The organism is Anoxybacillus sp. ST4, assembly GCF_019448545.1.
GTDB classification, from domain to species: Bacteria; Bacillota; Bacilli; order Bacillales; family Anoxybacillaceae; genus Anoxybacillus; species Anoxybacillus pushchinoensis.
On the sequence record NZ_JAHZOE010000044.1, the window covers coordinates 1 to 11,735 of the forward strand.

Annotated in this window: 15 protein-coding genes; 12 read left to right on the top strand and 3 right to left on the bottom strand. The window is 39.0% G+C overall.

The genetic code is table 11. The features are described from left to right. Window positions 1-196: 196 nt before the first annotated feature. From K1I44_RS14455 to K1I44_RS14485, 7 genes are all read left to right on the top strand, one after another. On the top strand, window positions 197-1,000 hold the full coding sequence (locus K1I44_RS14455) for an HNH endonuclease family protein (RefSeq protein WP_255573458.1): 804 nt from the start codon (window positions 197-199) through the stop codon (window positions 998-1,000). 106 nt (window positions 1,001-1,106) lie between these two features. Beyond that, the gene (locus K1I44_RS14460; RefSeq protein ID WP_219986579.1) at window positions 1,107-1,928 is read left to right on the top strand and encodes an RpnC/YadD family protein; all 822 of its coding nucleotides are present in this window, start codon (window positions 1,107-1,109) and stop codon (window positions 1,926-1,928) included. 707 nt (window positions 1,929-2,635) lie between these two features. Beyond that, window positions 2,636-3,784 carry a conserved virulence factor C family protein gene (locus tag K1I44_RS14465; protein WP_219986568.1) on the top strand — a complete coding sequence of 383 codons (1,149 nt, stop codon included), beginning with the start codon at window positions 2,636-2,638 and terminating at the stop codon, window positions 3,782-3,784. A 34-nt stretch (window positions 3,785-3,818) separates the two neighbouring features. Further along, window positions 3,819-4,259, top strand: coding sequence for an NUDIX domain-containing protein (locus tag K1I44_RS14470; protein WP_255573459.1), 441 nt, complete (start codon window positions 3,819-3,821; stop codon window positions 4,257-4,259). An 82-nt stretch (window positions 4,260-4,341) separates the two neighbouring features. Next, window positions 4,342-5,121: a GNAT family N-acetyltransferase gene (locus tag K1I44_RS14475; protein WP_219986570.1), complete on the top strand. Its 780-nt coding sequence runs from the start codon at window positions 4,342-4,344 to the stop codon at window positions 5,119-5,121. 72 nt (window positions 5,122-5,193) lie between these two features. Then, complete coding sequence (locus K1I44_RS14480; protein WP_219986571.1) at window positions 5,194-5,622, top strand: thiol-disulfide oxidoreductase DCC family protein; 429 nt, start codon at window positions 5,194-5,196, stop codon at window positions 5,620-5,622. 28 nt (window positions 5,623-5,650) lie between these two features. Further along, on the top strand, window positions 5,651-6,634 hold the full coding sequence (locus tag K1I44_RS14485) for a TlpA family protein disulfide reductase (protein WP_219986572.1): 984 nt from the start codon (window positions 5,651-5,653) through the stop codon (window positions 6,632-6,634). Window positions 6,635-6,665: 31 nt separating this feature from the next. Here K1I44_RS14485 and K1I44_RS14490 read toward each other — a convergent pair whose 3' ends face one another. Further along, the gene (locus K1I44_RS14490) at window positions 6,666-7,052 is read right to left on the bottom strand and encodes a hypothetical protein (protein ID WP_219986573.1); all 387 of its coding nucleotides are present in this window, start codon (window positions 7,050-7,052) and stop codon (window positions 6,666-6,668) included. Further along, entirely contained in the window at window positions 7,049-8,023 is a 975-nt protein-coding gene (locus K1I44_RS14495) for a ParA family protein (protein ID WP_219986574.1), read from the bottom strand. The genes K1I44_RS14490 and K1I44_RS14495 overlap by 4 nt, the downstream gene beginning before the upstream one ends. A 159-nt stretch (window positions 8,024-8,182) precedes the next feature. On the opposite strand from K1I44_RS14495, the gene K1I44_RS14500 reads away from it, so the two are divergent. The 5 genes from K1I44_RS14500 (at window position 8,183) to K1I44_RS14520 (ending at window position 10,705) form a co-directional block, all read left to right on the top strand. Next, window positions 8,183-8,434 (top strand): AbrB/MazE/SpoVT family DNA-binding domain-containing protein, encoded by a 252-nt coding sequence (locus tag K1I44_RS14500; protein WP_003397476.1) that lies wholly within the window; start codon window positions 8,183-8,185, stop codon window positions 8,432-8,434. Then, the gene (locus tag K1I44_RS14505) at window positions 8,431-8,820 is read left to right on the top strand and encodes a type II toxin-antitoxin system death-on-curing family toxin (protein ID WP_219986575.1); all 390 of its coding nucleotides are present in this window, start codon (window positions 8,431-8,433) and stop codon (window positions 8,818-8,820) included. Before K1I44_RS14500 ends, K1I44_RS14505 begins: the two co-directional genes overlap by 4 nt. Before the next feature lie 369 nt (window positions 8,821-9,189). After that, window positions 9,190-9,669: a DUF2975 domain-containing protein gene (locus tag K1I44_RS14510; RefSeq protein ID WP_219986576.1), complete on the top strand. Its 480-nt coding sequence runs from the start codon at window positions 9,190-9,192 to the stop codon at window positions 9,667-9,669. Window positions 9,670-9,679: 10 nt separating this feature from the next. Beyond that, the gene (locus K1I44_RS14515) at window positions 9,680-9,895 is read left to right on the top strand and encodes a helix-turn-helix domain-containing protein (protein WP_003397470.1); all 216 of its coding nucleotides are present in this window, start codon (window positions 9,680-9,682) and stop codon (window positions 9,893-9,895) included. Between the two features lie 15 nt (window positions 9,896-9,910). Continuing rightward, window positions 9,911-10,705 carry a DUF817 domain-containing protein gene (locus K1I44_RS14520; RefSeq protein WP_219986577.1) on the top strand — a complete coding sequence of 265 codons (795 nt, stop codon included), beginning with the start codon at window positions 9,911-9,913 and terminating at the stop codon, window positions 10,703-10,705. A gap of 18 nt (window positions 10,706-10,723) precedes the next feature. Here the strand turns inward: K1I44_RS14520 and K1I44_RS14525 are convergent, their stop codons facing one another. After that, window positions 10,724-11,557 (bottom strand): MBL fold metallo-hydrolase, encoded by an 834-nt coding sequence (locus K1I44_RS14525; protein ID WP_219986578.1) that lies wholly within the window; start codon window positions 11,555-11,557, stop codon window positions 10,724-10,726. Between the last annotated feature and the right edge of the window lie 178 nt (window positions 11,558-11,735).

Sequence of the window (11,735 nt, forward strand, 5' to 3'; positions counted from 1 at the left end):
CAACTGTAAATACAGCTTGTTGTACCGTCAACATGTGATTCACCTCCTTGTCTATCAATATTCACATCATAGACAGGAAAAGCAAAAAATATTCAGCTCACTTTATGATGTGGCTGAATAGTTACATCAACTCAATAAAATTTTTAATAGTCTTTACAAAAATACGAAAGACGATATCTTTGATAATTTTATTAAATTGTTAAAAAACCATCTTCAATCAAAGAACTATCCGAAAGATAATGAATTTTCCAACAGACTTATCGATGCAAAACTTTACGGAAGTGGAGAGCGTGGAAGAAAAACAAAGTTAATACTGGAATCGATTGAAGAATTTTTTGAGCATAAAGAACAGGTAGATTTCGATAATTTGACCATTGAACACATAATGCCGCAGACACTCACACAATCGTGGCAGGAATATCTAGGAGAAGAGTGGCAATTGGTGCATGATTTATATTTGCACACGCTTGGAAACCTTACATTGACAGGATATAACTCAGAATTATCCAACGACGATTTTGACATAAAAAAAGAAAAATTAAAAGCAAGCCACCTTGAAATAAATAAATACTTTGAAAAAGTAATTTATTGGAAAAGAGAAGACGTAGAACAGAGAGCCAAGCATTTAGCAGAAATATGCTTGAAAATTTGGCCGTATTTTGGAAATGAAAGAGCAGATGATGACGTTAGAGTGACAGGAACAAACCCAAAAGAACTATATATTTTAGGTCAGCAATTCGAAGTGCATTCATGGAGAGATGTTTTGGAAAATACAATGAATACGATTGCAGATTTGGAACCGGAAAAATTTGAACAAATTATGGTGCAGTTCCCGAGGTTAGTAGGAAGAGATCCTAAAAAGTTTCGAGCTATACGTCAATTAAAAAACGGGGCATATATTGAGGTGAACTTAAGTGCTCAGAGTATACAGCGTTTTTGTGTACAAGCGATCGAAGCTGTAGAGTTAACAACTGATGATTGGAAGGTTATTACAGAATAACCTCTTGTGTCTGATCACAGCCACAATGTATAGTATATCTCGGCATGTGCATTGCCACCTAAAAAGTAGACAATATAAGTTCAATTCATGTGGAAGGAATCAGAGGATAAAGCTCTGGTTTCCTTCCTTTTTTCTCTTCTTCCCGCATGTGCATGAGCATATCGACTTTCAGCACGTGTCGTTTTTATCGGAGGAGCTGTTTACGGATGTGACGGCGGGGGAGAAGTATCGTGTCGATTTGCTTGTTAAGACGAAGTTGAAAGGGGAGGATAGCCTCATTATCGTCCATATCGAAAATCAAAGCTACGTGCAGCCATCGTTTCCCGAACGAATGTTTATTTACTTTAGCCGCTTGTTTGAAAAATACCGAAAGCGCATGTTGCCGATTGCGGTATTTAGCTATGATTCTCTTCGAAATGAGCCTTCCTCGTTTACGCTCCAATTCCCGTTTTTTGATGTGCTTCATTTTCAATTTCTTACTGTTGAATTACGTAAACAAAACTGGCGTGATTACATTCGCCACGACAACCCAATTGCCGCTGCGTTGTTAAGTAAAATGGGGTATACTGAAAGTGAACGAATAGAGTTAAAGAAGCAGTTTTTACGAATGATTGTGCGCATGGAATTAGACGAAGCAAAGCAGCGATTATTAATCGGCTTTTTTGAAACATATGTGAACCTGTCGGATGAGGAAGAACAGCAGTTGCGAAACGAGGTGAATGAGATGGAAACGAAAGAAAAGGAGAAAGTGCTTGAATTGTTAATCTCGTATGAACAAAAGGGAAAAAAGGAAGGATTGGAAGAAGGATTTAAGCAAGGAATGAAACATCTTGTTTACAATATGTCGAAAAAAGGAATGACACCAAAAGAAATCGCATCCCTTGTGGATCTTACGGAAGAAGAAGTACACTGTTTGCTTGAAAGTTGAGAAAAATTTGGTGTGGTACCACACCTCGAAGCATGTGGAAACAACAATTGCGAAGCGAGGTGAATGAGATGGAAACGAAAGAAAAAGAACAAGTGTTAGAGTTATTTCGTACGAGAAAAAAGCGTTAGAAAAAAGCGTTAGAAAAAGGCTTAAAAGAAGGTCTGCAGCAAGAAAAACGCCAGATTGCAAAAAAGATGCTAGCGAAAGGCTACGATGTACAGACGATTCATGAACTGACGGAGTTGTCTTTGGAAGAGATTGAGAAGCTGAAGTGATATGCTGTTTTGAATTTTTTACCATTTCTCATCCACAGCGCATTTCTGTTTTTTTAGACGAGTGGAAAGAAGATTAGGAGAGAGGAAAAAGCTTGAGGAATAGCTTAGGCGGTGCATGTTCGCACCGTCTATTTGTCAATTGTTGCGATAGTCTAATAATCGTTCATCGCTCGAGAAAGCAATGTCAATGTCGCGATCGTGGCGAGTGTGTTTTGTTGGTGGTTCGAACAAATAAATGAACCGCATTTGTTAACCGTTTGCCTATGATTTGTTCTATGCCTCTATCCGTTTTTGTTTATACTTGTTACATTTTCATTGAGCGAAATGTTTGCTTTTCTTTGTTTCTTCCTTTTCAATAAAGTTATATGATTTTTTGGCGTATGAATATATTGGAATGTTATCGTGATGTTATCGTGAATAGGAGAGAAGCGGATGAAGATTCGATCAATTGAACCGACACCAAGTCCCAATACGATGAAAGTGTTGCTTGATGAAGAGCTTCCATTCGGAACAAGCTACAACTATAAGCCAACGCAGGCTGAACAAGCTCCTGAAATCATTAAGCAGTTATTGAAAATCGAAGGGATGAAAGGCATTTACCATGTCGCTGACTTTTTAGCTGTCGAACGGCATGCGAAATATGATTGGAAACCGATTTTAACAAAAGTGCGCGAAGTGTTTGGTGAACAGGTGGATGAGCTCCAAGACAATGAACCCGTACGCAACGATCATTTTGGCGAAGTGAAAGTGTATGTGCAAATGCTTTATGGCTTACCGATGCAAGTGAAGTTAACGAACGGTCATGAAGAGAGACGAGTTGGGTTGCCCCAACCGTTTGTCGATGCGGTGTTAGAGGCGCAAAAACATGCAGGGAATATTGTCATGGAGCGAAAATGGGTCGAAAAGGGCGTTCGATACGGGACGTTTGAAGAAATCGGTGCCGAAGTCGTAGAGGAGTTGTCTGCCGCTTATCCTCCAGAACGACTCGAACGGTTCGTACACATGTTTAAACAAGGAGAGCAGGGGAAAACGCAAAAACGAACAAGTGTTCAAGTGACGGAACAAATGCTAGATGACCCAGATTGGACGAAACGGTATGCAGCGTTAGAGCAAATGATAGAGCCGACGGAAACCGACTTGCCCGTATTGGCAAAGGCGTTAAGAGACGAGAAAGTGGCGATTCGTCGCTTAGCGACTGCCTATTTAGGAATGATTGGCGGAAAAAGTGTGCTGCCATATTTGTATGAAGCATTAAAAGATCCAGCTGTTTCTGTGCGTCGTACAGCTGGTGACTGTTTGTCTGACATTGGGGACGTGGAGGCCATCTCGGTGATGGTCGAAGCGCTAAAAGATGCAAGCAAGCTCGTTCGCTGGCGTGCTGCCATGTTTTTATACGAAAACGGCGATGACTCCGTCTTGCCTGCGTTAAAAGCAGCCGAAAACGATCCAGAATTTGAAGTAAGCATGCAAGTAAAAATGGCCATCGAGCGAATCGAAAGTGGGGAAGAAGCGAAAGGCTCCGTTTGGAAACAAATGACGGAGGGGAGAAAGAGAGAAAGGAAAATATTGAACTATCGTTGAAATTTTAGAAAGAAAATAGAGAGGAGAAATGTATATGTATCCGAATTATCGAATTTCTGTTGAAGTCATTGTATGGCACGATGAAAAAGTTCTTTTAACGAAACGCGCAGAGCACTGTAAGGTAGCTCCGAATGTATGGAACGTGCCGGCAGGGAAAATCAGATATGAAGAAGTTCCTTTGCAAGGTTTGTTTCGAGAAGCGAAAGAGGAAATTAATTTAGATGTAGAATTGTTAGAAGAGCTGTCTGTTCGAAACTTAAAAAGCAAAAGTGGAGATGAAGATATATATCGAGTTGTTTTTACGTATCTTGTCAAACCAAAAAATGATGATATTTCTTCTCTCACATTAAACGATGAACATTCCGAGTTCGCTTGGGTTGCGAAAGAAGATTTGAACGATCCAAAGTATGAAACGCTTCATGATGACATACGATACATTCTTTTAGAAAAAGTGTTCAACGAAAACAAGCGCTAGCGTAGAAAGCATGTCGTTGTTATGGCCATCGTTTGCGGAAGGCACATTTATTTTTGAACATGTATCGGCGAGGGGGATGGGGATGATTCGGAAATTGAGCGAAGCAGATCATGATGTTGTGTTTTCTTTTTTAAAGCAGGAGCCTTCATTGAATCTTTTTATTATTGGTGATATTGAAGCGTTCGGTTATGAGCAGGAATTTCAAGAGCTGTGGGGCGATTTTGATGAGAATAGTAGACTGAGAGCCGTACTGTTGCGATTTTATGATTCGTATATTCCTTACGCTCCGGGGGATTTTGATATTGACGGATTTGCGGAAGTGATGCGAAACGCTTCTCATCCTGTTCGTCTTTCTGGGAAAACGGAACTTGTCGCAAAATTTGAACCTCTTTTACCACTTGGAAAAAAGCGAGTTACGTATTTTTGTGAATGTAACGAAATCATATTTCCAGAAGAGCAAAGTCGTTATGAAATAAAACAAGCAACGGTTGATGATGTCGATCGCATACTTGAACTGCGTAGTCGCATCACGGAGTTTTCGGTGCTCCCTTCATCGCGGGATATGCTTGTCAAATCGTTAGAAACGAATACAGGGCGTGTGTACTACATCGAGGAAGATGGTTGCATGGTTTCGTCTGTTGCAACAACTGCAGAAAATACGCTATCTGCGATGGTTGTCGGTGTTTGCACGCATCCGGATTATCGTCAAAAAGGGTATGCAAGCGAAATCATGAAGCGCGTCATTCAAGATTATGTTCGCGCTGAAAAAACGTTATGCTTGTTTTATGACAATCCGAATGCGGGCCGTATTTATAAAAGACTTGGTTTTTATGATATCGGGATGTGGACGATGTACGGATAATTTCTGGATAGATGTAGAAAACGTGAAGTTGACGGGCTTCACGTTTTTCTTTTGTTGCATAGGTGAGCTATAATGAAGAGGTCAGATGAACCGAAGGGGAAGGATTGGTCGGTTATGCACATCATATTGTTTGATGGCGTTTGTCATTTTTGTAGTGCAACGGTTCGGTTTATTATTGAAAGAGACGAAAAAGCTTATTTTCGTTTTGCTTCGTTGCAAAGTGAAGCAGGTCAAGCGTTGCTTAAGAAATATCATATCCCTCAACAACTCGATAGTTTTGTATTCATCGATGAATCTACATACTATGTTAAATCTACTGCAGCGTTACGTGTATGCAAACATTTGCGAGGGTTTTGGAAGTACTTATATTGGTTTATTTTTATTCCGCTTCCTATTCGCGATCGAATATATGATTGGATCGCGAAAAATAGGTATCGTTGGTTCGGAAAGACGGATTGTTGCTTTATTCCGACAGAGGATATAAAAAAGCGCTTTTTATAGGGAAACGTGGTCAGTGAAGGAGGAAACAATGATTCAAGGAGAAAATTTGTTGCTTGTAGCAAGTCTAGTTATGACATATGTGTTTTTTTATTATGGTGTGTTCGTTTTAAAAGCAGAACGACGCATGATGGATATGATTTTTAATAGTTTTGTGTATAGTTTGATCATCTGGAAATTAAGCTACGGCATTGTACATCCGAACACCGTGCTAGAAAATCCGTTAACGCTTCTTTATTTTAACGGTGGTGGTGTTGGACTTGTTTTAGCAGGGGGATTCATTGTCGTGTATACATATTGGCAGTTGAAAAAACAGCACATTCCGTTCGATTCTTATATACGTGCAGCTACCCCGATATATTTTGGATATTGGATTGCATTTCTCGTATGGAAGGGAAGTGGATTTCCAGAAAATCGCTTCATTTGGCTACAAGCTGCTGTAGCTGTTGTTTTCTTTATCTTTTCTTCACGTATAAAAACGACAAGAAAGCTATGGCAACTGCTTGTTTCGTTTCATATTGTTGTCTTCATCTTCTCATCCATATCGGATATGACAAAAGAAACAACTTCACAGCAATCAAGTTCGAACATTGGAATTGATGTAGGAGAGATTGCCCCTGATTTCGAGTTGATGACATTAAAGGGCGAAAAAATGAAGCTGTCTCAGTTTCGAGGGAAAAAAGTAGTTCTAAATTTTTGGGCATCATGGTGTCCGCCGTGTCGTGCAGAAATGCCGGAGATGCAACGATTTCACGAACAGTATGGACAACATGTTGCGATTGTAGCGGTCAACTTGACGAATAAAGAGAAAAGTCGGGACGCCGTCGAAACGTTCGTGAATCAAAAAAGCGTGACATTCGATATCATGCTTGATGAACAAGGAACGGTTAGTAAAACATATAAAGTCATCACCATTCCGACTTCGTATATCATTGATGAACAAGGGATCATTCGCAGCAAACATGTCGGTCCACTTTCATACGATGCGATGAAACGAGCGATGTTGTCGGAATGATGTTGCGGTATCAAACATGGGCGAACAGCTGTTATATCTGTTCGCTCATTTGTTTTTGTGATTTTCGATTTGCCATTTGGTTATATAGTCCAGCAAAACTGCAATGGGTTATAATCGATTCAATCAATAGTTGCTTTGTTTCCCTTTTTTGTAACTTAATATTCATTTGTGCCCCGATGTGCAAAAGTTGTTCTTTTTTAAAAGACATTAAAAAGGTTGTTGCTTCCTCTTTATTCATGTTTTTCATTTTTTTTATGACGTTTGCATAGTCCGTTTCGTTTGTGGATTGTTTTGTTAACGTCTGGTTTTGTAACTTTGCAGAGAGATCCTCTAACATTTCATCGACGGTACAATGTTCGTAATGTTTTAAAATAGCGAGAGTTTTTTCGAGCATATGTGTTACTGTTTTTACGTTCATACGACAATTCCTCCACCAATCCGATTTAAAAATTCCAGCGTAATTTTTTTCACATAATCACCCTGTTTCGCCTGGCTGTTTTCAACGGCAAATACGGGATAACTGAGCATTGATGCCCGCGTGATCGCATCACCGTATGGTAAATAACTGTTAAATATCATGTCAGATGAAAGCGTACGTTTTAATGTATTGATCATATTTTCTTGTGTTTGTTTTGGCTGATTGCCGTATTCCCGAATAAAATTGAGGACGATGCCGATGAGTTTTGTATCGCTATATTCTTTTGAACTAGATTGGAATCTTTCGTTTAATTCATCTACTTTATTTTTAATGGCTGAGATGCCGTATGAAGAGAGACGATCAGGAATCGCAGGAATTAAATAGTAATCGCTTGCGTACAAGGCATTTTGCGTAATGTAATTTAAATTTGGCGGGCAATCGATAAAAATAAAATCATACTCATGTTTTACTGTGTTTAAAATATGGTGAAGCATTTGAAATTTATAAATGTCTGAACCAAATAAATGGTCTTTAAAATGTGGTCGGGAATAAACGGCAATGTCCATGTCTGTATGAATGAGCTCAGCATGTGCTGGAAGTAAATCAATATGTTCATATACATCCTTACTCTTCTTGCGCACGCACGCTTTTAAAATAAAATCATTTACATCTACTTGAGGGTACTCGTTTTTTAAGTAGTGCTCAATTAAATCTTTCAACGTACCGATTGGAGGCGTTTCTTGATAGGCTAACTGTTCAAAACGCTCTGGTGTCAAACATGAAATGGAGAGATTACATTGTGCATCCGCATCTACCAATAACACTTTCGGTTGAGACTGTTCAAGGCCAAATAGCTCTAACTCATCAGATGATAAATGCTGCAGTCCTGTTGCTAAATGATGAGTAACAGTTGTCTTTCCCACTCCACCTTTCCAGTTGATAACACTAATAACTTTTGCATGTCGCTCCATGATGATCGCCTCCTGTTGTATATAGGACGGTTTATTTGTATGAGAAAAGATGAAAAGATATGACAGATTATTTGCACAGGAATTGTTAGAAGGTGACTTACTTGACATAGTGTTTTATGTTATAATCGTTATAACAGTAATAACAAAGAGGTGAAACGCATGCTACATGTAGAACGAAAAGTATTAAAAATAGGAAACTCACTAGGAATTACTTTTCCTAGTGAATTTCTACAAAAACTTGATATTCACCAAGGGGATGAAATACAGATGGAGCTTGAAGGCAATCAAATTGTGATAAAAAAAAGTAACAAAGTGAACTTGCCAAAAGGCATTTCGAGAGACTTTTTTGATGTGTTAGATGAGACGCTCAAAGAGTACGACGAAACGATTAAGGGGCTTGTCGATCGGTGAGATATGTAACAGTGGAAGAAATCATTGCGATGAACTTCTTCATTATTGAAAAATATTCACCTTGCGAAATGAAAGGTGTGAAAGAACAATCATTATTGGAATCTGCTGTGTATCGTCCACAACAAAGTGTGTTTGGCGAAGATGCTTACCCTACTATTTTTGAAAAAGCATCCGCATTGTTCGAGTCTTTGGCAAAAAACCATTGTTTTCATAACGCGAACAAACGAACAGCTTTTGTCGCTCTTATTCAATTTTTGAAATACAACGGTTATCGTTTTGTGATGCCGCAAGATGAAGCAATCGAATTTGTTGTTGATGTAGTAAACCATCGATATTCCTTTAACGAAATTGTTGCTACAATTAAGGAATACACATTGAAGTGCTAGTTTTGGTATTCCGCGAAGTGAAATGAATGAGTTTTTATCTTTACAACATATGGGATTTTTAAAGTATTATTACCGCTAGCAGGAAATCATCACACATTTTAAAGCATTTAGGAGACACATAGGGCTATTTCGGAAGTTTTTTTGCTCGATTGAATAACGGAATGTTCTAACGACTAAAGTCGTGTTTTGCATACAAAAGAGTTTCTCGTACACCTTCGCGCCAAAGTAATGGAAATAAGCATTTCTCAAAAAGAGGAATGCTTTTTATGTTTTAAAACAAAAAAATAAACTAAAACAATAATTATTTATTGTAAAACAATAAATAATGTATTAAACTGGAATGGAAATGATGGAAGTGAGGTGCTTGTTGTGAAGCGAGAAACACTTTTTTTAAAAATCGCTATTTTTATTATCGGCGCTCCTATTGTTGCGTTATGTGTACTTGTCTTGCCTAAGTTTCCTGACTTTTATGCCGAGTGGCTACCAGAATTAGCGTATTTGCGCTATCCGATCGTCATCTTTTTTTATGTTACCGCTATTCCGTTTTTCTTCGCACTATACCAAGCGTTCAACATGTTAACGTATATTGATAAAAACGAAGCGTTTTCCGATGTCTCTGTAAAAGCGCTAAAGTATATAAAATATTGTGCGGCGATCATTAGTTTATTATATGTTGCAGGCATGCCGTTCTTTTATCTCACTGCCGATTTAGACGACGCCCCAGGAATTATCATCATCGGGTTGATGGTGATTTTTGGATCTTTGGTCGTTGCCGTGTTTGCCGCAGTGCTACAAAAGCTTTTACAAAAAGCGATTGAAATCAAATCGGAAAATGATTTAACAATCTGAGGTGAAGCACATGGCGATTATTGTGAATCTAGATGTCATGTTGGCGAAAAGGAAAATGAGTGTGACCGAGTTGTCAGAAAAAGTAGGAATTACGATGGCGAATTTATCGATTTTAAAAAATGGCAAAGCAAAGGCGATTCGGTTATCGACATTAGATGCGATTTGCAAAGCGTTGCAATGTCAACCAGGGGATATTTTAGAGTACAGAAATGATGACGACATATAATCGGGGGCAAAAGTGATGAGATCATTTATTCAACTCGTTCATTTTGGCTGGCAACAAGCGTTATCTTGTTTGTTTCCTGTTGTTATTTTTGCCTCGCTAGCGGTGACAAAAATGGTTCCGCTTCCTTTCTTGCCGCGGTATGATTGGCTACTTATCATTTGTCTTCTCATGCAATGGTGGATGGTGCGTGCGGGACTAGAAACACGGGATGAACTAAAAGTGATCACGTTGTTTCACCTTATTGGGCTTGCGCTTGAGTTGTTCAAAGTGCATATGGGGTCTTGGGCTTATCCAGAGGAAGGGTATGCGAAAATTTTTGGTGTTCCTTTATATAGCGGCTTTATGTATGCAAGTGTGGCTAGTTATCTTTGCCAAGCATGGCGGCGGTTAAAGGTGGAGCTTGTCAAATGGCCGCCGCTTTCGCTCGTTGTTCCGCTAGCTGTAGCGATTTATTTGAATTTCTTTACCCATCATTATTGGATAGATGTTCGGTGGTGGTTAATTGGGCTTGTCATCGTCGTCTTTTGGTCGTCATCGGTCATTTACGAGGTAAACGGCACGCGTTACCGTATGCCACTCGTCCTTTCTTTTTTACTTATCGGATTTTTTATATGGATTGCCGAAAATATTGCCACGTTTTTTGGTGCTTGGCAATACCCGAACCAAGCGAAGGCTTGGAGTATCGTTCACTTAGGAAAAGTAAGTTCATGGTTTTTACTAGTGATTGTAAGCTTCCTCATCGTTGCCACGTTAAAGCAGATAAAAGAAAAAATTCCACAAACAACGACGCTAGCGATTAGAACGAAGTAATTTAGCGAACAGTTGTCGTTACCGTTCGCTAATCTTTTTCATATGATGCTCTTCAATAACCGAACGGACAATGTGAAATGAACTCCATTCACCTAGGGAAAGGAAGGTAATTGGATATTTCTTTGGAAAAAGGATAGATTGTATTTGTTTCAATGTCGCTCCTTTTTCGTACAAATCAATAATTTTTCCTTGAAGCTCTTGCAGATAGTGAAGCTTTCGTTGTAGAGCAGTGCGCCCATCTTTTACATAGCCTGCGTGGGCGCAAAACATTTCTCTAAAATCGTACGTTAATACTTTTTTTAATGAGTCAATCAAAGTAGAAATGCTTTCTTCGCGCAAGATGACTTTTGTTTTTTCGAGACAATATAAGTCCCCTGTAAAAAGTTGTCCTGTTTCGCGATTCAGAAATGCGAGGTGGTCAACCGCATGACCTGGCGTATGAATCACGTCCCATGTCGCATGGCGTGTAGAAAACATGTTTTCAATCGGCTTAGCTTGGAAAGGAGGGCGGGTTCCCCAAAAAAACTTGCGATATATCGGATAATCTGCTTGTTTCCGACAATAATCAATCATGAGCTCATTCATATAAATCGGCAGTTGTCGTTCGTTTTGTAAAAATGCTGCACAACCTGTATGGTCCTCATGAAAATGGGTAATCATTACTTGATCGATATCTAATGATTTGAAAAAATGAGCAAATTCATTTGCTAAGGATGCTGCTCCTGTATCAATCAATACCCCGTCGGTAGAAAAACAATGTACCGTCAATCGTACCCCTTGAAATGTTAGAGTGCCTTTTGCGATATGTACCCCAGAAACAGTTTCTTGTTCGAATTTTTTCTTTACTAACATGCGAAGTGCCCCCTTTGTTTCATTATATCAAACAATAATGAATATTCATTCATTACAAAGTGTTGAAAAAGTGGGGAGTCAAGAAAAAGTTCACTTTCCTCGTGAATTTTTTCTTCTTTTCTTTTTTCCTTATTTGTGGTAACTTAAATCTATACCATGTGATTGAAGGGATCGTAAC